Origin of the sequence: Sphingomonas naphthae, assembly GCF_028607085.1 — a bacterium.
GTDB classification, from domain to species: domain Bacteria; phylum Pseudomonadota; class Alphaproteobacteria; order Sphingomonadales; family Sphingomonadaceae; genus Sphingomonas_Q; species Sphingomonas_Q naphthae.
The window spans coordinates 86830-107206 of sequence record NZ_CP117412.1 but is presented as its reverse complement, the minus strand read 5'-3'; the positions used below and the strand labels follow the sequence as shown (position 1 = coordinate 107206).

Sequence of the window (20377 nt, the reverse complement as noted above, 5' to 3'; positions counted from 1 at the left end):
TGCGGCATTCGCGGGATGGTCGGTTGGGAACTTGTTTGAGCGACGCTTCAGTCGCGGCGGTTATCGCCCTCGCCATCCAGAACCTGACGAACCTTCACCGCGAGCTGATCGATCCCGAACGGTTTCGAGATGAACGCAACGCCTGGATCGAGCACGCCGTTATGGACGACTGCATTGCGGGTGTAGCCGGTCGTGAAGAGCACCTTGAGAGTGGATCGCTGCTCGCGGGCGGTGTCCGCCAACTCCCGTCCGTTCATGCCCGGCATGACGATATCCGAAAACAGCAGATCGACCCGTGGCTGGATCGCGAGCACGGCGAGCGCCTGCATACCGTCCGACGCCTGGACCACGGTGTAGCCGAGGCTTCTAAGGGCATCGACCGACATATGCCGCACGCGCTCTTCGTCCTCGACCACCAGCACGGTCTCGCCGTCCCTCGCGCGGGGGATTTCAACGGTGCCAGCCTTTGCATCGGACAGCGTGCTTGCCGCGCCGAAGTGGCGTGGCATGTAAAGCTTTACCGTCGTTCCCTGATCGGGCTCGGAGTAGATCTTGATGTGACCACCCGACTGCTTGACGAACCCGAACACCTGGCTGAGCCCTAGCCCGGTCCCCTTGCCGACACCCTTGGTCGTGTAGAAGGGATCGAACGCGCGTTCGATGACGTGGGGCGGCATGCCCGTGCCGGTGTCGGTGATGCAGAGCACCACATATTGGCCGGCGGTGACCTCGTCATGCTCGGCCGCATAGCGCTCGTCGAGATGCGTGTTGTTGGTTTCCAGTGTCAGCTTGCCGCCATCGGGCATGGCGTCGCGGGCATTGACACACAGGTTCAGGACGGCGTTTTCGAGCTGTCCGGCGTCGATAAAGGCAGGCCACAGCCCGCCCGCCAGCACCGTTTCGATCGCGATATGCTCGCCGATGGTGCGTCGCAGCAGTTCCGACATTCCGCCGACCAGCTTGTTGGTGTCGATCGCTCGCGGCTCGAGGGGTTGCTGACGTGAGAAGGCCAGCAGCCGCGCGGTCAGTTGGGCGGCACGCCGAGCGCCATCTATGGCGTTGTCGATATAGTCCTTGGCCTTGGCGGGTGCTTCGTCAAACCGCCGCTGCGCCATGTCGAGCGAGCCGATCACGATCGCGAGCATGTTGTTGAAGTCGTGCGCAATGCCGCCGGTGAGCTGGCCGATGCTCTCCATCTTCTGCATCTGACGGACCTGTCCCTCAGCCGCGGTGCGCTCCGCGACTTCGATCGTCAGCCGCTCGTTGGCGATACCGAGTTCATCGCGTGCTGCGATTGCGTCATGCAGGCGCTTGCGGGCATCCCGGATCGCCAGAAGCGCAAGCAGCACGATGGCTATGCCGCTCGCCAGGAGCGCGAGCTTTACGAGGCGCGCTTGACGGTCGGCTGCTGCACCCCGCGCGGCAAGGAGCCTTTGTTCCTCGCGGTCCATCGCCGCCACGACAGATCGAAGCCGGTCCATCATGCGCTTCCCGCTGCCCTCGCGCACGATTGCAATCGCACCGCGGGCATCACCGAGCCGGTAGCGTTCGATCGTGGCGCGCAGGATGTCCTGTCGCTGGTTGGAAACCGCGTTCAGGGTTTTGGCTCGCGCCAGTTGGTCGGGGTTGTCGGCGATTGCGGCGTCGAGCGCGATGAACTCTCTGCCCAGTCCGGCCAACGCGGCCTCATAGGGTTCGAGATAGGCGATTTGGCCGGTAAGCAGATATCCGCGCTGCCCCGTCTCGGCATCCTGAAAGCGCGAAAGGATCATGCCGAGGCGCTTTTGCACCTCCAGAGTGTGGCGGACGGCCTCGAACGAGCGCTCCTGCCGCTCCGCCAGCCACAGGCTGCCGAGCACGGTCAGCGCGAGCAATGCGAACCCGATAATGAGGGGTAGAAGGGATCGATATCGAAGGCTCATGCACATCGCCGTGTCATGCGAGGGGGCAACGGCCGCCACAAGTCGCAAATCCTCTTTACAGGTGAGCCAAAACCCGTCGAGCGCGTTGAGCGCCTGATAAGTCTCATCTAGTTCAGCGTTCTCCCGTAGGCATACCCATATGGATCATACCGGACCGACTGCGCCGCACCCCCGGCCGCATAGCGACAGGATCGCGCGCTTGGTTCTCGACAGCGCGACCGATTTTGCCATCATCTCGATCGATCTGGACGGCAATATCACGAGCTGGAACCCAGGCGCCGAGCATCTGCTCGGATGGAGCGAGGCTGAAATCATCGGCAAGAACGCCTGCATCTTCTTCACCGACGACGACAAGGTGAACGGGGTGTGCGATGCCGAGATGGCCGGCGCAGCGCGTAATGGTCGGGCCGAGGACGAGCGCTGGCATCAGCGCAAAGACGGAAGCTGCATCTGGGCGTCCGGCTTGATGATGCGCTTCGAGGCCGAGGATAGCGACGAGCATATCGGCTATATCAAGATACTGCGGGATCGCACCCCCCAGCACCTGGCCGAACAGCGCCTGCGCGACAGCGAGCGGCAACTGGCGACGGCGCTGGATGCTGGGAGGCTTGGCACCTGGCAGCTCGACGCGGCAACCTTGCTTCTGAGCTGCGACGATGCGTGCAAGGCCAATTTCGGGCGTGGTGCCGAGGATGCGTTTTCCTTCCACGCGCTTCTCGATGCGGTTCACCCGGAGCATCGCGACGAAGTCAGCGCCGGGATTGAGCACGCGCTGGCAAGCGGCGACACCTACGATACCGACTATCCGATTTGCTGGCCCGATGGCAGCGAACACTGGATACATCTGCGTGGTACCGTGCAATGCGCAGCCAGCGGGGCATCGATGACGATGACCGGGGTGACGCTTGAGGTAACCGACCGCAAGCGTACCGAGGAAGCCTTGGGTCAACTCGCGCTCAATCTCGAACACGCGGTTGACGAGCGTACCGCCGCTCTCAAGGCTGCCAACGATCAGTTGCGGCAGGAGATCTCCGAGCGCCAGCACACCGAAGAAACCTTACGTCAGGCGCAGAAGATGGAGGCGGTCGGTCAACTTACCGGCGGGGTGGCGCACGATTTCAACAATCTGCTGACAATCATCCGCGGCAGCACCGATCTGTTGCAGCGCGACGATGTGACCGAGGAAAAGCGCAGGCGTTACATCAAGGCGATCTCCGAAACGGTCGATCGTGCGGCATCTCTCACCGGACAACTGCTCGCGTTCGCGCGCCGTCAGCCGCTCAAGCCGCAGGTGTTCGAACCGAGAGCACGTCTCGCGTCGATCGACGATATGCTGCGCTCGACTGTCGGTTCGCAGATCACCATCGAGCGTGACGTCGCACCCGACGTTTGGCCGGTCCTTGCCGATCCCGCGCAGTTCGACACCGCCATGCTCAATCTGACGGTCAATGCGCGCGACGCCATGCCTGAAGGCGGAGTGCTCCGCTTTGTCGCGCGCAATGTTGATCAGATCCCGGCGCGGCGAGGCCATGATGCGACGCTTGGCACGTTCGTTGCGATCGAGGTCAGCGACACCGGCACCGGTATCAGCGATGATCTGATCGACCGCATTTACGAACCCTTTTTCACGACCAAGGATGTCGGCAAGGGCACCGGCCTCGGCCTCAGCCAGGTGATCGGCTTCGCCAAGCAGACAGGCGGTGATATCGTCACCGCGAGCGATCCGGGCCAGGGGGCCCGGTTCACGCTGTATCTGCCTCGTGCGCATGACGAGATGTCGGCCGACAAACCGATAAACGCCGAGGAAGGCGTGAGCCTGAGGGGCCATGGCTGCATTCTAGTTGTCGAGGACAATGTGCAGGTCGGCGAGTTCGCGACCCAGATGCTGCACGATCTCGGGTTTGGAACGACGTGGGCTGCCAATGCGCAGGCGGCGCTCGACCTGATCGACCAGCACCCCGAAAAGTTCGACGTAGTGTTTTCGGACGTGGTGATGCCCGGCATGAATGGGGTCGAGTTGGCGCAGCGGCTGCGCCGCGACCATCCCGCTCTCCCGGTCGTCCTCGCGAGCGGCTATAGCCAGATCATCGCCGAAGAAGGCTCGCATGGCTTTGAGCTCCTTCAGAAACCCTATTTGGTCGACCGCGTGGCGAAGGTCCTCAATCGGCTGCTGGCAGCTCGACCATGATAGCGTCATACCCGCTTCGGCTATCCCGTAAGGTGTTCGTAGCCAGTAACTTGCGCTTTAAGCTCCACGCCTGCTCGGTCCGGAGCGCGTAGGGTGAAAAGCCACGAAAAAAGAGTCTTCCATGGGGGCCGGTGAGAGAAGGCCCGAAAACGTACGCTAACGATTCTCGCTGGTTCGCGGCACGCGCAACGGCCTGAGCCGCTCGCGCGGGCGGTCGATCTCGCTCCAGAGGTAGTCGCCGGTCAGCCCGACGTGCTCCCAGCCGAGCGGGGCGACATGGGCGAGCAGCTCATCGGGGACGTCGATGCCGGAATGGCGCAGGTGCTGGACGGCACGGTCGAGATAGACCGTGTTCCATAGCGTCACCGCGGCCGTGACCAGGGTCAGCCCTGACGCGCGGTGCCGCTGGTTTTCGAACGTGCGATCGCGCAGCTCTCCTGTCAATCGGCGTCCAAAAAGGACCCCCTATCGGCGTGCAAAAGGGACCCCCTTCGTCGAGCAGCGTAACGGGTATGACGGGCGCACTGTTCGTGCTGGTTGCGGCGTAGGGCGGGCGTAGCCCGACCGGAGGCGCAACCAGCACGAAGCGTTCTCTGCCGGTGCCCCAGGCTTCAGCTTCGATGTTTGAAGCGCCAGCTGTCGTTGCCGGTTTCGACGATGTCGCAATGGTGGGTAATGCGGTCGAGCAGCGCGGTGGTCATCTTGGGGTCGCCAAAGACGGTCGGCCACTCACCAAAGGCCAGGTTGGTGGTGACGATGACCGAGGTCTTCTCGTAGAGCTTGCTGACGAGGTGGAAGAGCAGTTGACCGCCCGAGCGTGCAAACGGCAGGTAGCCAAGCTCGTCGAGCACCACGAGATCGAGGCGCGAAAGCTGGGCCGCCAGCGTGCCGGCCTTGCCGAGGCGCGTTTCCTCCTCGAGCCGGTTCACCAGGTCCACTGTGTTGAAGTAGCGTCCGCGGGCGCCGGCTCGTACCACATTGGCAGTGATGGCGGTGGCGAGATGCGTCTTGCCGGTACCCGTTCCACCGACCAGCACGACGTTGCGTTGGCCCGGAAGAAACGAGCCGCTGTACAGCGAGCGCACCAGTCCCTCGTTGATGGGAGTGTCGCCGAAGACGAAGGCGTCGAGGTCCTTCACCGCGGGTAACCTGGCGGCCGACATCCGGTAACGGACCGAGGCTGCATGGCGGTGCGTCGCCTCGGCACGCAGCAGGTCGGTCAGGACCTCCATGGTCGTGCGCTTGCGCTGGAGACCGGTAGTGACCGCCTCGTCGAAGGCGCCAGCCATGCCCTTCAGCCCCAACTCGGCCATGGCCGTCATCATCTCATGCCGCTGCATGGAGACCTCGCAGGCTGTCATAGCGGTTGCAGTCGGCACGGGGCGGATGGCGCAGCGCCAGATCTTCTGGCGTGACAATAGTCAGCGGTCGCGGCGGTTCGCGCCGGCGGGCCAGGATGTTGACGATGACGTCGTCGCTGGCGACGCCGGCCAGCAATGCTTCGCGCACGGCCACTTCTACCGCCTCCAGCCCGTCGTCGAGCACCGCTGCCAGCACCCGCACGAACCGCCGGTCGGCATCGTCGCCGGTGCCAAGCTTGCGCCGCAGTCGTGCCAGCGCAGGCGGCAACTCCCAGCCCTGGAACGGTGCGCCGTTGCGCAGGGCACCCGGCTTGGTCACCAGCACCGGCAGATAGTGCCACGGGTCGTAGATGGTCCGGTCGCGGCCGAAGAACCGGGGATGGTCGGCGACGACTTCACCGTCGCAGCGCACGACGATGCGGTCGGCATAGGCGCGGACCTGGACGGCACGTCGCACCACCCTGGCAGAAACGGAATAGCGGTTGCGGTCGAAGCTGATGAGGCATGTGCCGCTTACCGCATGCTCGCTCTCGTGGAAGCCGTCGAAGGGTGCGACAATAGGCTGGAGCACCGCCCGTTCTGCTGCCCATGCCTGGGCGACTGTCAGCTCCTTCTGCTCGGGATGCTGGTGCAACTCTGCCCAGCGCCGACACTCCGCCTCCAGCCAGCCGTTCAACTCCTCGAGGCCGGTAAATCGCAGGCGCGGCTGGAAGAAGCGACCGCGTGCGGTCTGCACCTGGTTCTCGACCTGACCTTTCTCCCAGCCCGACGCCGGCGAGCAGGCGGTCGGCTCGACCATGTAATGGTTGGCCATGACCAGGAAGCGACGGTTGAAGACCCGCTCCTTGCCGGTGAACACGCTCGTCACCGCCGTCTTCATGTTGTCGTAGATGCCGCGCGTCGGCACGCCTCCGAAGAAAGCAAACGCCCGTGCATGCGCGTCGAACAGCATCTCCTGTGTCTCGCGGGGATAGGCCCGCACATACATTGCCCGCGACGCGCACAGCCGGACATGCGCGACCTTCACGCGCATCGGCTTGCCCGAGATCTCGACGTCCTCGTGGCTCCAGTCGAACTGGTAAGCCTCGCCCGGCCGGAACAGCAGCGGGATGAACGCCGGCGCATTCATCACGTCGCGACGCTGCGCCTGCCGCCAGCGCGCCGCATAACGGCGAACCGCGTCGTACGAGCCATCGAACCCCTCGCGTAGCAGCAGGTCGTGGATGCGCGTGAGGCGCAGCTTCTCGCGCCGCGGCCGTGCCTCATCTTCCTCCAGCAACGCATCCAGTCGCGCCTGAAACGGCCCCAGCTTCGGCAGCGGCTGCACCTCTCGCCGATAACCCATGTCCGCTTCCGGCGCCCGGATCGCCTTGCGCACCACCTTGCGCGACAGGTGCAGGTCCCGCGCTATCGCCTTGATGGCCTTGCCCGACGCGTGCTCGCGCCGGATCCTCAACACCGTCTCCAATACCAGCATCCCGATCTCGCCGCCTGACACACCGCCAAGCGAACAGCCTAGAACACCAGGATGAGGGGTCCCTTTTCGACGCCGATCACCCCGCTAACGGGGTCCCTTTTCCACGCCGATCCACACCTCCTTCACGACAAAGCGGGAAGGTCAGTCTGCCTCAACCGGCGCCAGCCCGCGCCCATGGGATCTTTTTACCCGCAGGCTCGATGCCGTGCGATGCGCCTTCAGGTAGGTCGCGTCGATCATGACCGTTCGTGGCTCCGCGACCGCCGCAGCCAGACCTTCCTTCATCCGCGTGAACACGCCTGCCGCCCCCAGCGCTTCCACCGGTTGAAGAGCGTCCTGGGTGAGCCGCAGGCGCTCGGCGCATCACGCCAGCGCAGACCGTTCTTGTTGACGAACACGATGCCGCTCAGCACCCGCCGGTCATCCACCCGAGGCTTGCCGTGGCTCTTGGGAAAGAACGGCCGCAGCCGTTCCATCTGCTCATCCTTTAGCCAAAACAGGTCCGCTCATCCCGGTCTCCTCGCGGAGGCTGAATCAGATCGCGATGCTGACATCAATGGGTCCTAACCCTAGATGGGCCGTTCGAGTGCGCCAACCGACTTACGAGAGGTCCTAAGTTGTCGAATTCAAAGTGCCCCCGCTGACGCGCCGCGAACTGCGCCAAAACACCATCACGGAAGTGGCGAGGCGCCTGTTCGTTGAGAACGGTTTCCACGCGACCGGGATCGCGGCGATTGCCAAGAAGTCCAGGGTCGCAGTCCAGCAGCTCTACCGCGATTTTCCTTCCAAAGAGGACATCATCGCCGCCATCGTGACGGTGGATTGCGAACGCATAGCGGACCAGAAGACCCTCAACAAAGCGCTTGCCGCCAAGGACCGTGCCGGCATTATCGGGTGGCTGGTCGCAACGCCTTGTCGCAAGGATGAAGAGGGCGATCGCCTGTTCCTTGAGATTGCCGCGGAAGCGTCGCGCAATGAGCGGATCAACAGAATTTTCTTGGACGTACGCGCGCGGATGTCTGAAAATGTCAGCCGGGCTTTCGCCGGATTGATGGGCAGCGACGTGGTCGCAGACGAGCATCGCACCCTTGCTCAGGCATTCATGATCATCTCGCTTGGTTCAGTCTGTGCGAGAGCGCTGCACAAAGAGGATGTCGAGCCGGCACGCGACAGGCTCATCCACTGCTTGATCGATGGTACGCGGTAACAATGCATCGAGACCGGCAGAACGTGTGGCGTGACTCATGGCTTGGCTAAGGTTGCCACCGCAACCCATCTATTCGTATTTGCCGCGCTTTGACGTGATGGGGTGGACGGCCCCTGCACCAGCGTAGCTGTGCGATGATGTGATCGTTGAGCCATGTGTGGACGACCCCTCCGGTGCAAGAGCTTTCGTGCAGCGATGAGCACCGGTCGGGTGCATCCATGTGTTCGGCCTGTTCGTGCAGCACCGCATGGCTGCTGGCCCCGATGAAGTCCACGGATCGGATCCCTAATCACGTCATCGCGCTCGAAGCGCTCTGCTCCCCTGGGCTTGTTCGATCCCCGGTCTGACCGGTCTGTCATCACCACTCAGCTGCCCTTACACCATCCTGCCGACCGCTCAGCGGTCGGCGAGGACAGCGGTCACGCGGCAGCCACCGCGTAGACCTCGTTGCGCGCCATCACCGCCCAAGCGATGCGCGCTGTCTTGTTGGCAAGCCCGACGGTAGCGATCTTCACCGGCTTGCGCTCGAGAAGCTGCGCGGCCCACGGTTGGCGAGCCGCGTCCTTCCTTGCCATGCGCATCACCGCGGTCGCGCCGACCACCAGCAGCTTGCGGAGATAGCCGTCGCCCTGCTTGCTGATGCCGCCGAGCCGCTCCTTGCCGCCCGAACTATGTGGACGCGGTGTGAGCCCCAACCATGCCGCGAACTGGCGGCCGGAGCGGAACAGCGACGCGTCGGGCACAGCCGCGGCGATCGCCGACGCCGTGATCGGGCCGATGCCGGGGATCGTAGCGAGCCGGCGGCTGGTGTCATCGGCGCGGTGCCAAGCGAGGATCTGGGCCTCAAGCCGATCGACCTCGCTCGCGAGCGATCAAAGTTGGGCGCCGATCGTATGGAGTGCCGACCGCGCATGCGCTGGCAGCTTCTCCTGCTCCTCGTGGAGGAGCTTCATCAGCGCGGTGACGCCGCCGGGCCCCTTGCTGGTGACGATGCCGTACTCCGACAGGTGCGCTCGCAAGGCGTTGATCAACGCAGTACGCTGCCGGACGAGCAGGTCGCGGGTCTTGTGAAGCATCAGTACCGCCTGCTGCTCGACGCTCTTCACCGCTACGAACCGCATAGTAGGGCGAGTTACCGCTTCGCAGATCGCTTCGGCGTCGGCGGCATCGGTTTTACCGCGCTTCACGTAAGGCTTTACATAGGCCGGCGGCATCAACCGCACGTCGTGCCCGAGCGCTAGAAGCTCGCGACCCCAGTGATGCGCCGAAGCACATGCCTCCATACCGACTAGGCACGGCGGCAGCGAGGAGAAGAACTTCAGCACCTCCGCGTGCCGCAATTGCCTGCGGACTACCACCTTGCCACCAGCATCGATCGCGTGGACCTGGAAGACGCTCTTCGCCAGATCGACTCCGACGGCCACGATGTCCTGCTGCATGGATCGCCCCTCCTAGACGTGGCTCAACGACCACATCATCGCACAGCTACGCTGGTGCAGGGGCCGTCCACCCCATCACGTCACAAGCGAACCTCCTGTCGTCGAAAGCACGAGGTCCGTGTTAGGCAGTGAGATCGTCGCAGCTTGGCTTACCGGATATGTTCAAGCTTCAGGTTTTTCACCTTCACCTTTTTCCACTCACGATCGGCAGTGAGGGCAGGGACCCCAAGCTGCACAGCGAGCGCGAGACATGATCGGTCACCCAGTCCACGACCATATTGGCGCGTCTGGGCATGGAGAGCCGCGGCGGCATAGGCCGCTTCGGTATCGTGGGCGCGAACGTCTAGTCGAAGCTCGTCGAGCAATTCGCGGGTGGTCGGCTCGTCGAGGCCACTGAGCAGCAGCTCCTTAATCACCTCCTGGAGGTTGACCGCCGATATCGCTGCGCGCCCGATGTGGGGGGCGACCTTGTCGGCACCGGGTTCATCTCGGACCAACGCCAACACTGCGGATGCGTCGAGAACGACGAATGCCATTATGCGTCTCGATCCGATGCAGCGGACGTGTCCTCACCGTGATCAGCGGCGGCTTCCGCCTTCCGATCTTCCAGGAAGTCGTCGGTCGTGCGAGCATGATTGGCATGTGCTCGATAGAGTGCCTGCGCGCGTGATACGCCATGACCAATAGGGGACAGGCGCACCTGATCATCCTCGACAGTTAGGATGATCTTCGTATCGCCATGCAGACCCATCGCCTTTCGTACCGATGCCGGAAGAACCATGCGGCCATTACCAGCAACGTTGATATCTATGGATTGTGATGCCACCTTCGCACTCCTTCCATTTGGTATCGATCTAGAACATGCCAGAAGAAAGAACGTGACACAACTAGGCTGTGGGAAGCTACTTCCGGGGTGTCATCGTGCATATGTCAATGTGGGTACACCCGTATCGTACAGCCGGGATGAAACGCTGGTAGCGTCTCATCAGGGTGGTTTGCAGGGATATTGAACAGGCGCACTGGTGGGTCTAGAAGCTGTTCGAACAGAATGAGGGTTCGATGGCGCTTTTCGGATATGCCCGCGTTTCTACAACGGATCAGGATCTCGGGATCCAGGAGGCCGCCTTGCGAGCCGCGGGATGTCAGACGATCCGATCGGAAAAAAAGTCCGGCGCCGGCCGAGAGGCTCGAACCGAGTTACAAGTCCTCCTCGATTTCCTGCGCGAAGGCGACACCCTGGTCGTAACGCGGATCGACCGTCTCGCACGATCGATGAAGGACCTTCAGGACATCGTGCACGAGTTGAAGGGCAGGGGGGTAGCCCTGAAGGCGACAGAGCAGCCGATTGATACCCGCACTGCCGCCGGTAAAGCGTTCCTAGATATGCTTGGCGTCTTTGCAGAGTTCGAGACGAACCTGCGTAAGGAACGGCAGGCGGAGGGGATCGCGGCTGCCAAGGCGCGAGGCGTCTATAAAGGCGGTAAAACGCGTATCGACCCGGAGGCGGTGCGCCGGCGCGCGGCAGAGGGCATGCGCCCTGCACATATTGCCCGTGAACTGGGGATTTCGCGAGGGACGGTCTACCGTTTTCTGCCTGCGGCGTCTCTCGGACCAAACGATGCCTTGCCATCGGAATCCGCTCTACTGCATAGTCCGGCTACCGATGCCGATCCGTCCTGAGCATGTTTTCCTCTACCCGATCGATTGGCGGCATATTTCCAACTTCGTTCGGTTTGTCCGGGTCGTGTCCGTCAACGTGGTGTAATTTGAGGTGTGGCACCGGGCCGCATCGGTTAGGCGGCCTTGGGTGTAATTTGTAGCGGCGTCACCTCCTCGATCTGTGGTGTGGCGAGAGCGACCATGCCCTCGATCTGCATGTAGCGGTTCTGGAGCTGGTACTCGTCGTTCTGCTCGAGGAGCACGGCGCCGATAAGGCGGGTGATGCTGTCCTCGTTGGGGAAGATGCCCACCACGTCAGCGCGTCGCTTCACCTCCTTGTTCAGCCGCTCCAATGGGTTCGTCGAGTGCAGCTTCACCCGGTGCTGTTCGGGGAAGGTCATGTAGGCGAGCACGTCGTGCTCGGCGTTGTCCATGCAGGCGCCGAGCTTGGGCCACCGGCCGCGCAACTGGTCGGCGACGTGGCGCCAGGTCTGGGTGGCGGCGGCATGGTCGGGCTGGAGGAAGACCTGCCGGATCGCGGCGGCGACGACGGTGTTCTGGCCCTTGGGCACGTGCGCCAGCGCGTTCCTCATGAAGTGGACGCGGCAGCGCTGCCAGGTGGCGCCGACGACGCGGGTGATGGCGGCTTTGAGCCCCTCGTGCGCGTCGCTGATGACGAGCTTCACGCCTTTCAGGCCGCGGCGCACCAGGTCGCGCAGGAAGGTCGACCAGAACGGCTCGGCCTCGCTCGGGCCGATGTGCAGGCCGACGATCTCGCGCTTGCCCTCGGTGGTGACGGCGACAGCGATTATCGCCGCGACACTGACGATGCGGCCGCCCTCGCGGACCTTGAGGTAGGTGGCGTCCAGCCAAAGGTACGGCCACTCGCCGGCTAGCGGACGCTTCAGGAACGCGTTCACGCGCTCGTCGATGTCCTTGCACAGCTTCGACACGCTGGACTTGGAGATTCCGCTCATCCCCATCGCCTGCACCAGATCGTCGACACGGCGGGTGCTGACGCCGGCGATCCAGGCCTCTTGGATGACGCTGACCAGCGCCTTCTCGACCGTCTTCCTCGGCTCCAGGAACCCTGGGAAGTAGGCGCCGGTGCGCAGCTTGGGGATCTTCAGGTTGAGCGTGCCCAGCCGGGTGTCCAGGCTGCGGTCACGGTAGCCATTGCGCCACGTGCTGCGCTCGCCGGACCGCTCGTGCCGGCCGGCACCGATCAGGCCGTCGACGTCGGCCTCCATGATGATCTGCAGCACGCTCTCAGCGACACTGCGCAGGAAATCGCCGTCTCCGGTCTTCGCCATCAGCTCGGCAAGCGGTAGTCTGTCGTCGGTCATCGGGAACTACTCCTCGGGTTGGTGAAGCTCGACACTTCCACCTTAACCGATGAGCCCGGTGGCCACCGAGACGCCGACGCCGGGGTGGGGCCTCGGCCCCACCCCGGCATACACCGTCATCTACACCGGGAAATTACACCACGACCGTGGACGCTAGCTTTGTCCGTGCCAAAGGCTGCTGCGAGCATTGTGGTCGGAGACATCTGAAGCGCGTCTTTCACATGGGCGACGGACGGTGGTGGGACGCGGAACGTGGCTATTGGCGGAACGGGCAGGGCAGGCGGGTTCGTCGTCCGACCAATGATATCCTCCACGTGGGCAGGTGGACCTCGGTGGTTCTGGCGTGCGCGCATCTCCATCACGATCCAAGCGACAGTCGCTTCGAGAAGCTGGCTGCCCTTTGCCAACGATGCCACATGATTCATGATGCGCCTGAGCATCGCCGACGCCGTTGGATGAACGCGCATTTCCGTCGGGCGCTGGGCGACTTGTTCCACGGCCCCTATCCCGAACTTGGTGCCGATTGGATCACCCCGACACCGGCCAGTATGCTCGATGATCCACGGCTGCTTTACTTTCGGGTCTGAGTTGAACGGCGTACTGCGCTAGATCTCAGGCAGCATTCCGGCAATTTCGTGCTATCGAGTAGGAATCTGCCGGGAGCCTGATTATGCCGCAGCGGACTGCTGCCCATTAGCTGGCATGGCAGCAATTTGCAGGTGCCTGGTTGCCTGATCCAGAAGATCTTCGTTCGCCAGGTCCCGATGATCGATCCACCACTTGGCGTCGTAGATGCGCAGGCAAAGGTTGCAGTCGGCGTCGATGCTTGTGTGAGGACTTACCGTCAGTGCGGCCAAGCGCTTGATGCGGATAGTTTCTGCCCAAGCCACCTGCCGCTCGCTGCCGGTCAGAGGCGGCAGGATGAGATGCGCTACCGTCGCGGTGTCACGTGCCGTAGCCTCGATCTGTTCGGCTTTCTTGTCTGCGAGGAAACAGGCGCGGCATTTGGTTGTCCGCAACCAGCGTGCCTTGCGCGCAACTTGAGAGTCGAAGCCGTAAAGCACATGAGCCTGCTGGTGGCCGCAGGCATGAATGATCTGCTGTTCCATGGTTTCGAGGCTGCCGCATCACCCACCTGCCGCCAAATCCTATGAGTCGATATGAATCGCTCGTGCGACGAACGGTTGTGGCCAAGCTGGATAGGTTCAGGCGCGGGGAAACAGGCGTACATTCATGGTGGCGATCAACGAGTCCCGACACCAAGCCGATTGGCCCGCTATCGCCGCATCATCGGCCTTGCGCGGGGCGGGGATGAGCATTGCCAGGGGTGACGGTGTCCACAGCGGTTTGCCCGACCGCTGCGCATCCATGCGATCATTCGCCGTCGGCTTTATGCTTTCTCTCACCGGGCTTGCGCCCCAGGCCGATGGTCTTGGCCATGGCGCTGCGGCTTTCGCTATAGGCCGGCGCTACCATCGGGTAATCGGCACGCAGGCTATAACGCTGGCGGTATTCGTCTGGGGTCAGGCCGTGCGTCGAGAGATGGCGGCGCAGCGTCCGGTACGGCTTACCATCGATCATCGAAATGATGTGCTCGCGCGAGGAAAGCGACTTCCGGGCGGTGACCGCCGGCGTATAATCCTGCCCGCTGGCTGGCGCTGCGTCATCCACCGCGGGAGCGGCGAGCCTGGTCACCGCGGCATGCATCGACTGAAGGAAGAGGGGGATGTCCGCGCTTGCCGCGCGAGTGTTAGGATTGCCCAGCCACGCGATGGTCAGTTCGACAGCGAGTTCGACGGGATTGGTTTCATCGTTCAATGTATGTCACTCACGCTTGCAGGTAGATGTCCCGGATACGTCATATGCAGCGCCCCTCGTGTGCGGGGTCGTCGCCTGTCGTACCCGATGGATTACAGCTTGATATTACGCTTGGCCATCTCGCTGCGAGCCATTTCACCCAAGGGGCTGGCAGGTGACGCTTTGAAGATGTCCGCCAGGTCTAGAAGATCCTCGTCGATCAGGTTCGTGATCGACAGCGCGATTTTGCGGAGGCGTGCGGCTGCATCGTCGTTCTGTGCCACCAGTCGGCGCATTCGGGTCTTCAGCATCGCTCACCTTCTGGCATGGTCACTCCGATGTGCGGCCGGATGATCAGCGATCCCGTTCGGCACGCTTGCGGTCCGCCTTGCGAGCGCGGTTGATCGCGGCAGCCCGCTCCCGGGCGCGCTGCTCGGACGGCTTCTCATAATGCTGGCGCAGCTTCATCTCGCGGTAGACGCCTTCACGCTGCAGCTTCTTCTTGAGCGCACGCAGCGCTTGATCGACATTGTTCTCGCGGACGATGATCTGCATGGGCGAAGAGGCTTATGATGGAGCGGGAGCGATAACTGGTTCCAAGCTCTATGGCGCAAAGCCCGTCAAGCCAAGCTAGAGCCGCACGAATTCGCGAGCCGGGTCCTGCGAGCGACGGGTTCCAGCGTGATGCGCAAGACGATTGATCGTCGCACGTTCAGCCCGGTAAGGGGCTCCCTCTTTTGGAGATGATTGTCATGAACAACGCCGAGCTTGCCGAGACCTTGGTCGCCGATCACGCCCTGAGCAAGGCCGATGCGCGCAAAGCGGTCGATGCCCTGATGGCTGCGATTGTGGCTGCGGCCGGGAAAGGCGAAGAAGTCTCGCTCGCTGGCTTTGGCAAGTTCAAGGTCAAGGATAGCCCGGCTCGCGAGGGTCGCAACCCCGCGACTGGCGAGACCATCCAGATCGCGGCATCGCGCAAGCTGACCTTCGTGCCCGCCAAGGCAGTCAAAGATGCGCTAAACGGCTGATCGGATCGGAAGCGACGCCGCTGCCCGACGCTTGGGGCAGGGGCGTCGCCCCATTCGACAGGCTGATAACCGATGGCTGCCCTATCCCCGCCCGAGCAAGCCGCGGCCTTACTCGACGAGCATCCTGACTACCGGGTGCTGCGCGCCCTGCCACGCCCGGAATGCTATCCCGTCGCCCAGCCACAGGGCCTCGTACGCACCGCCGTCGTGATCGACGTCGAGACGATGGGCCTCGAGGCGGATCACCCGATCATCGACCTGGCGATGCAGCGCATCGCATTTGACGAGCGCGGAGTGATTATCCGGGTCGGCCAGCCCCGCCAATGGTTCGAGGATCCGGGGATGCCGATCCCCGCCGAGATTACCCGGCTGACCGGCATCACCGATGCCGATGTCGCCGGCAGGCGTATCGATGCCGACGCAGCAACGAGCCTGATCGCCAGCACCACCCTCGCGATCGCCCACAATGCCGCATTCGATGCTCCCCGCGTCGAGCGGCGTCTGCCCGACGTGGCCGGTCATGCCTGGGCCTGCTCGTGCAACGAGGTGCCCTGGCCGGATCTCGGCTTTGACGGCCGCAAGCTTGGCCACCTCCTCATGCAGCAGGGCTTGTTCCATCAGGGGCACCGGGCTGCGGTCGACGTCTGGGCGACGATCAATCTGCTCGGTCGCGTCATGCCAGACGGCGAAACGGCTTTGGCGAAGCTCATCCGCCAAGCTGAGCAGGCCAGCGTTCGGATCGAGGCGACCAATGCCCCGTATGATGCCAAAGACGCCTTGAAAGCCAGGGGATATCGCTGGCATGCCGAAAAACGCACGTGGTGGACCGAGCTCCCCGCCGTAAACGAACACGCCGAACTCGACTGGCTGCGCGATACCTGTTTCTGCGCCCGACCCTCTGTCATATCCGTCACCTGGATGCAGCGGCATCGGGGATGATAGCCGACCGTCGGCGTGCAAGCCTGGTGGAAACCAGACTGGCCGGCTTGGGGCGGGATGCTGAGCTAAGCGGTCCTTCGTTCATCAGCAGCAGATCGGCAGCTACCCGCGGGTTCGCGCATGTGATCTTCCGCGACAATCTCGTTTTCTACACAGAGGAGATGAAGCCTGAGGACATGGCGCAACTCTTCGGTTTCAAGCGGCTGATGCACACGGAGGTCGCAACCTGATTGCGTATCTGATCCAGGTCGGGCGAGCGGTGTTCGCGTGCGAGCCCGACAATCCAGCTGCGCTCGTTGCCCGGGTACTCCCAAGGCGGTTATTAATGGCTGCCCCTGCCGTTGCGCCTGGTCCACCAGCGCGATAGCATTGCCGTCCCAGGGGGAGGGGAACTGCTCATGCGTCCGATCGCTGCTTGAAGGTCAGGCTAGATCGTCTGATCCTGCAAATGGACGACGCGGAGCTCGAGCAATTCTGCCGGCAGTGGGTCGAGCACCGCTCGGTGGACTATTACGAGGTCAAGCGGTTCGGCGGTGCGGGCGACAAGGGACGCGACGTCGTGGGGTTCTGCACCGACCAGCGCCATGACGGTGACTGGGACAACTACCAGTGCAAGCAGTATCGCTCCAAGCTGGGCAAGGCCGAAGGCCTCCTGGCTGTCGGCAAGATTCTTTACTGGGCGTCGCAAGGCGAGTTCACGTCGCCACGTCGGTTCGTCTTCGTCGCGCCAAAAGGATTGAACTCGACCCTCTTGAAGCTCATCAACAAGCCGGCAAGCTTCAAGGCCGACCTGGTTGCGGGCTGGGATGCCGCCTGCGCCACGAAGATCGTGCAGAACAAGACGATCGCGCTCGCGAACGAGGTTCTGGTCGCGGTTGAAACGTTCGATTATTCCACGATCTCGTTCGTCGACGTCGATGAAATGATCGCCGACCCGGCCGCCAAACCGCTTCTTTTCGCCTTGTTCGGCAATGATCCCGGAGATTATCCCAAGGGGTCGGTGCCGCTCGCCGTGCAGGCGCATGAGATGGTCTACATGGATGCGCTGCTCGGCGCCTATAATGATCGTGAGAAAGGCAAATTCGGCAGCCATCAGGATGTGTTCGACGATGCCGGGCATGGCGAGGACTTCAAAATCCACCGGCTGCGCTTCTACGAAGCCGAAGGCTTCCAGAAATTCTATCGCGACAGTACCTCGCCGGAAACGATCACCCAGTTTCGGCTCGGCATTCGCCTCGGTATCCATGAAACGCTGAAACAGGCCGCGCCGGATGAATTAGCGCGCGTAGAGGCGACCATGTCACGCGCCGGTGGTCTTGAGCCGGCGGGGCCGCTTGCGAACTATGCCTATATACCCGTTAAGCAGGGCATCTTTCACCATCTGATCAACGACGGCGAGATCAGCTGGAAGGCGCCGAAGTGACCACGGCCGCGCCGGAACAGCTATTTAATAGCCCGCTCGAAACGGGCGTGCGCAGCGTCCTGCTGCTCAGTGTCGCGCAACCGCGCGCGTTCGACCTGACCCATCTGACCTGGCTTGATCATCTGGTGGTGCATACTGCTGACATCGGCGGACCCGCGAGCCTTCATCCCGATATTCCGCAGCGTGATGGCGAACTGGTCGTGCGCCGACGCAATGTAGAGGATGGCCTGAGGCTCATGCGCCGGCTGCATCTTGTGGCCACGAACTATATGACATCCGGTATCCTGTTCTGCGTGACCGAGGAGGGCGCCCAGTTCGCGCAACTGGTGCGGTCCGATTACGGGCGGCGGCTGAAGGAGCGGGCAACCTGGCTCATAGATTACGTCGGCCGGGTTGACTCAACCGAGTTTGTGCAATTGATCAGCGACAAGATCGGTCGCTGGAGCATCGAGTTCCAGGCTGAAGGTGGTCGGGCGCATGGCTGAACCGTCGATTCTGCTGAACCGGCTCATATTCACCAATTCGACCGGTGATACGCGCGCCGAGCTCAAATTCTCGGACAGTTTCTCGTTCGTGTTCGGCGCGTCGAACACGGGGAAGTCGTTTGCCGTTAAGTCCCTCGACTTCATGCTCGGCGGCAATCGCGAACTTCCCGACATCCAGGAGCGACGGCCCTACGACCGGGTCCAGCTCGATCTGACACTCAAACCAGATCAAAAGCTGGCTCTCGAGCGGGCCCTCGCAGGAGGTGAATTCCTGGTGTCCCTCAATGGTGCGGAGCCGGTGGTACGGGGCGCACGGCACAATAGGAACAATGACGACAATCTGTCGAACAATTTACTCAGCCGCCTAGGCATGGCCGGCAAAGAAATCGCGCAGGACAAATCAGCGACCAAAAAACCACTCAGCTTCCGGGACATCGTTCGGCTGTGCATCGTCGATGAAACGTCGATCCAGTCAGAGGCGTCGCCCGCGCAGACCGGCGAGGTCCAGTTCGCGGCGCTCGAGCGCAACATCTTCAAATATATGTTGACCGGAGAAGATGATTCAGCGCTCGTCACCCAGTTGAAGCCCAAGGAGTATAGTGCCGGGCGGTCAGCCCAGGTCAGCCTGCTCGAACAGATGCTGATTGAGGTCGAAGCCGAAATTGCGGACAGCTTCCCCGATCTTGATAAATTGACCGATGAGCTGGAAAAAGTGCGAGGCGAGTTGGCTAATCTCGAGCGGCAGATCGCATTCGTGCGTGAGTCAGCGCGCACGAAGCTCGAAAACAAGGCGAATCTGGTCAAGCTCATCAATCGCGATCAGCAGCGTGTCACCGACATCGTTCTCGCGCTGGACAATTTCTCGCAGCTCAAGCGGGTGTACGATAGCGATGTTGCCCGGCTCGAATCGATCGAAGAGGCGGGATTTCTTCTGGGCCTCACAGGCGATGACAGCTGCCCGGTCTGCGGTGCGCCGCCCGAAGCGCAAAAGCATCGGCACGCTCTTGCCGAAATTGAGGCGGCGCGCGCCGCCGCTGAAATCGAGATCGCTAAGGTCAAGGCGCATGTTATTGAATTGGCTGCGACGGTCGGTGACACGTCTGCCGAACTCCGGCGCACTGGCGACCGACTGATGGACAATCAAAAGAGCTTGGCGGCCATCGAAACCGAGATCGTCGTTGGCCTTCCAGGGGCCGATGATAATCTACGTCGCCTGTCGGAGATCATCCCGCGGCGCGACCGCATCAATCGCGGCCTTGAACTCTCGAAGCGAAAACTCGAACTCGAAAAGCAGATCGCCGAGCTCAAGAAGAGACGGCAAAAGCGGCTACCGTCTAATGCCCAGGCCGGATTGTCCATCCATACCGCTACCCAGTTCGCGGCTGAAATCGGCTCGATCCTGAAGGCATGGGGTTTCCCCGGCGAATGCCGGACCTTCTTCGATGTCGAGAAGACGTTTGATCTTATCATCGACGGCAAGCGTCGCATGGATAACGGCAAGGGCGTGCGGGCCATCACCCACGCGGCGTTTAAGGTCGGGCTGATGACCTATTGCCGGAGTCGCGGGTTGCCGCATCCAGGCTTCGTCGTGCTCGACAGCCCGCTCATCACCTATCGCGATCCGATCCGGTCACGGGACGGCGCGCTCTCGGCCGACGAATCGGCCATCAAGAATTCCGACCTTGCAGAGCGAATGCTCGCGCATCTGGGATCGCTTGGCGCACTGGGGCAGGTCATCATTTTCGACAATATCGATCCGCCAACCAACGCCGCGACGTATGCCGACATCGAGATCTTTACGAACAACCCGGTAGAAGGCCGGCAGGGACTGCTCTAGCCGACGCGGCTAGGGAACATCGCCTGGCAAAAGATCGGGTTTGAAGCCTGGGCTCCACTCCAGACCGGCGTGGACACGAACCCATGTGCCGAGAAGACGTTCTGGCCTCTCAGTCTCAAACGTGACGAGGCTCAGATTTCCGTATTCACTTACGGACACAGTGTCCCAGCGCTGGAGGTGCGGACCTTCCATCGCCTGTCAATCGGCGTCCAAAAAGGACCCCCTATCGGCGTCCAAAAGGGACCCCGTTTGTCGAGCGGTGTGACGGG

19 protein-coding genes and 3 pseudogenes are annotated in these 20377 nt (G+C 62.4%); 9 read left to right on the top strand and 13 right to left on the bottom strand.

Annotated elements, in window-relative coordinates; all coding sequences use genetic code 11:
- Positions 1-47 precede the first annotated feature (47 nt).
- The gene (locus tag PQ455_RS19475) at positions 48-1928 is read right to left on the bottom strand and encodes a CHASE3 domain-containing protein (protein WP_420542882.1); all 1881 of its coding nucleotides are present in this window, start codon (positions 1926-1928) and stop codon (positions 48-50) included.
- Positions 1929-2121: 193 nt separating this feature from the next.
- Between PQ455_RS19475 and PQ455_RS19470 the strand changes: the two genes are divergently transcribed.
- The gene (locus PQ455_RS19470; RefSeq protein ID WP_273691564.1) at positions 2122-4110 is read left to right on the top strand and encodes a PAS domain S-box protein; all 1989 of its coding nucleotides are present in this window, start codon (positions 2122-2124) and stop codon (positions 4108-4110) included.
- 156 nt (positions 4111-4266) lie between these two features.
- On the opposite strand, the pseudogene PQ455_RS19465 reads toward PQ455_RS19470, so the two are convergent.
- From PQ455_RS19465 to PQ455_RS19450, 4 genes and pseudogenes are all read right to left on the bottom strand, one after another.
- Positions 4267-4569 (bottom strand): annotated as a pseudogene (locus tag PQ455_RS19465) (Tn3 family transposase); the annotation flags it as partial.
- Positions 4570-4721: 152 nt separating this feature from the next.
- On the bottom strand, positions 4722-5450 hold the full coding sequence (gene istB, locus PQ455_RS19460) for an IS21-like element helper ATPase IstB (protein ID WP_062127353.1): 729 nt from the start codon (positions 5448-5450) through the stop codon (positions 4722-4724).
- Positions 5437-6948: an IS21 family transposase gene (istA, locus tag PQ455_RS19455; protein WP_273691558.1), complete on the bottom strand. Its 1512-nt coding sequence runs from the start codon at positions 6946-6948 to the stop codon at positions 5437-5439. The genes istB and istA overlap by 14 nt, the downstream gene beginning before the upstream one ends.
- A 165-nt stretch (positions 6949-7113) precedes the next feature.
- A pseudogene (locus PQ455_RS19450) lies at positions 7114-7424 on the bottom strand (transposase); the annotation flags it as partial.
- A gap of 155 nt (positions 7425-7579) precedes the next feature.
- Between PQ455_RS19450 and PQ455_RS19445 the strand changes: the two are divergent.
- Positions 7580-8155 (top strand): TetR/AcrR family transcriptional regulator, encoded by a 576-nt coding sequence (locus PQ455_RS19445; protein WP_273691556.1) that lies wholly within the window; start codon positions 7580-7582, stop codon positions 8153-8155.
- A gap of 419 nt (positions 8156-8574) precedes the next feature.
- On the opposite strand, the pseudogene PQ455_RS19440 reads toward PQ455_RS19445, so the two are convergent.
- From PQ455_RS19440 to PQ455_RS19430, 3 genes and pseudogenes are all read right to left on the bottom strand, one after another.
- A pseudogene (locus PQ455_RS19440) lies at positions 8575-9594 on the bottom strand (IS110 family RNA-guided transposase).
- 149 nt (positions 9595-9743) lie between these two features.
- The gene (locus tag PQ455_RS19435) at positions 9744-10130 is read right to left on the bottom strand and encodes a type II toxin-antitoxin system VapC family toxin (protein WP_273691555.1); all 387 of its coding nucleotides are present in this window, start codon (positions 10128-10130) and stop codon (positions 9744-9746) included.
- Positions 10130-10420 carry an AbrB/MazE/SpoVT family DNA-binding domain-containing protein gene (locus tag PQ455_RS19430; RefSeq protein ID WP_273691554.1) on the bottom strand — a complete coding sequence of 97 codons (291 nt, stop codon included), beginning with the start codon at positions 10418-10420 and terminating at the stop codon, positions 10130-10132. The genes PQ455_RS19435 and PQ455_RS19430 overlap by 1 nt, the downstream gene beginning before the upstream one ends.
- A gap of 233 nt (positions 10421-10653) precedes the next feature.
- On the opposite strand from PQ455_RS19430, the gene PQ455_RS19425 reads away from it, so the two are divergent.
- A complete protein-coding gene (locus tag PQ455_RS19425) occupies positions 10654-11274 on the top strand; it encodes a recombinase family protein (RefSeq protein ID WP_273691553.1) in 621 nt (206 codons plus the stop codon).
- Positions 11275-11387: 113 nt separating this feature from the next.
- Here the strand turns inward: PQ455_RS19425 and PQ455_RS19420 are convergent, their stop codons facing one another.
- The 5 genes from PQ455_RS19420 to rpsU all read right to left on the bottom strand — a co-directional run bounded on the left by PQ455_RS19420 (position 11388) and on the right by rpsU (position 14951).
- The gene (locus tag PQ455_RS19420; protein ID WP_273691552.1) at positions 11388-12599 is read right to left on the bottom strand and encodes an IS256 family transposase; all 1212 of its coding nucleotides are present in this window, start codon (positions 12597-12599) and stop codon (positions 11388-11390) included.
- A gap of 668 nt (positions 12600-13267) precedes the next feature.
- A complete protein-coding gene (locus PQ455_RS19415; protein WP_273691551.1) occupies positions 13268-13708 on the bottom strand; it encodes a hypothetical protein in 441 nt (146 codons plus the stop codon).
- A 265-nt stretch (positions 13709-13973) separates the two neighbouring features.
- Entirely contained in the window at positions 13974-14417 is a 444-nt protein-coding gene (locus PQ455_RS19410; RefSeq protein WP_273691548.1) for a Ros/MucR family transcriptional regulator, read from the bottom strand.
- 92 nt (positions 14418-14509) lie between these two features.
- On the bottom strand, positions 14510-14707 hold the full coding sequence (locus tag PQ455_RS19405; RefSeq protein ID WP_273691883.1) for a hypothetical protein: 198 nt from the start codon (positions 14705-14707) through the stop codon (positions 14510-14512).
- 43 nt (positions 14708-14750) lie between these two features.
- Positions 14751-14951, bottom strand: a complete 201-nt coding sequence (gene rpsU / locus PQ455_RS19400; RefSeq protein WP_273691881.1) for a 30S ribosomal protein S21 — start codon at positions 14949-14951, stop codon at positions 14751-14753.
- A gap of 197 nt (positions 14952-15148) precedes the next feature.
- Between rpsU and PQ455_RS19395 the strand changes: the two genes are divergently transcribed.
- From PQ455_RS19395 to PQ455_RS19370, 6 genes are all read left to right on the top strand, one after another.
- Positions 15149-15424, top strand: a complete 276-nt coding sequence (locus tag PQ455_RS19395) for an HU family DNA-binding protein (RefSeq protein ID WP_273691879.1) — start codon at positions 15149-15151, stop codon at positions 15422-15424.
- Between the two features lie 72 nt (positions 15425-15496).
- The gene (locus PQ455_RS19390; RefSeq protein WP_273691878.1) at positions 15497-16363 is read left to right on the top strand and encodes a 3'-5' exonuclease; all 867 of its coding nucleotides are present in this window, start codon (positions 15497-15499) and stop codon (positions 16361-16363) included.
- Positions 16360-16593: a hypothetical protein gene (locus PQ455_RS19385; RefSeq protein ID WP_273691876.1), complete on the top strand. Its 234-nt coding sequence runs from the start codon at positions 16360-16362 to the stop codon at positions 16591-16593. The genes PQ455_RS19390 and PQ455_RS19385 overlap by 4 nt, the downstream gene beginning before the upstream one ends.
- Before the next feature lie 218 nt (positions 16594-16811).
- Positions 16812-17786: an ABC-three component system protein gene (locus PQ455_RS19380; RefSeq protein ID WP_273691874.1), complete on the top strand. Its 975-nt coding sequence runs from the start codon at positions 16812-16814 to the stop codon at positions 17784-17786.
- A complete protein-coding gene (locus tag PQ455_RS19375) occupies positions 17783-18271 on the top strand; it encodes an ABC-three component system middle component 2 (RefSeq protein WP_273691872.1) in 489 nt (162 codons plus the stop codon). The genes PQ455_RS19380 and PQ455_RS19375 overlap by 4 nt, the downstream gene beginning before the upstream one ends.
- Positions 18264-20108: a coiled-coil domain-containing protein gene (locus PQ455_RS19370; RefSeq protein WP_273691870.1), complete on the top strand. Its 1845-nt coding sequence runs from the start codon at positions 18264-18266 to the stop codon at positions 20106-20108. The genes PQ455_RS19375 and PQ455_RS19370 overlap by 8 nt, the downstream gene beginning before the upstream one ends.
- The last annotated feature ends 269 nt before the right edge of the window (positions 20109-20377 follow it).

Bases quoted from the DNA above. Each gene is read 5' to 3' on its own strand.
- PQ455_RS19475 (WP_420542882.1), bottom strand. From the start codon at position 1,928: ATGTGCATGAGCCTTCGATATCGATCCCTTCTACCCCTCATTATCGGG.
- istB (WP_062127353.1), bottom strand. From the start codon at position 5,450: ATGCAGCGGCATGAGATGATGACGGCCATGGCCGAGTTGGGGCTGAAG.
- istA (WP_273691558.1), bottom strand. From the start codon at position 6,948: ATGCTGGTATTGGAGACGGTGTTGAGGATCCGGCGCGAGCACGCGTCG.
- PQ455_RS19435 (WP_273691555.1), bottom strand. From the start codon at position 10,130: ATGGCATTCGTCGTTCTCGACGCATCCGCAGTGTTGGCGTTGGTCCGA.
- PQ455_RS19425 (WP_273691553.1), top strand. From the start codon at position 10,654: ATGGCGCTTTTCGGATATGCCCGCGTTTCTACAACGGATCAGGATCTC.
- PQ455_RS19420 (WP_273691552.1), bottom strand. From the start codon at position 12,599: ATGACCGACGACAGACTACCGCTTGCCGAGCTGATGGCGAAGACCGGA.
- PQ455_RS19415 (WP_273691551.1), bottom strand. From the start codon at position 13,708: ATGGAACAGCAGATCATTCATGCCTGCGGCCACCAGCAGGCTCATGTG.
- PQ455_RS19405 (WP_273691883.1), bottom strand. From the start codon at position 14,707: ATGCTGAAGACCCGAATGCGCCGACTGGTGGCACAGAACGACGATGCA.
- rpsU (WP_273691881.1), bottom strand. From the start codon at position 14,951: ATGCAGATCATCGTCCGCGAGAACAATGTCGATCAAGCGCTGCGTGCG.
- PQ455_RS19395 (WP_273691879.1), top strand. From the start codon at position 15,149: ATGAACAACGCCGAGCTTGCCGAGACCTTGGTCGCCGATCACGCCCTG.
- PQ455_RS19390 (WP_273691878.1), top strand. From the start codon at position 15,497: ATGGCTGCCCTATCCCCGCCCGAGCAAGCCGCGGCCTTACTCGACGAG.
- PQ455_RS19385 (WP_273691876.1), top strand. From the start codon at position 16,360: ATGATAGCCGACCGTCGGCGTGCAAGCCTGGTGGAAACCAGACTGGCC.
- PQ455_RS19380 (WP_273691874.1), top strand. From the start codon at position 16,812: ATGGACGACGCGGAGCTCGAGCAATTCTGCCGGCAGTGGGTCGAGCAC.
- PQ455_RS19370 (WP_273691870.1), top strand. From the start codon at position 18,264: ATGGCTGAACCGTCGATTCTGCTGAACCGGCTCATATTCACCAATTCG.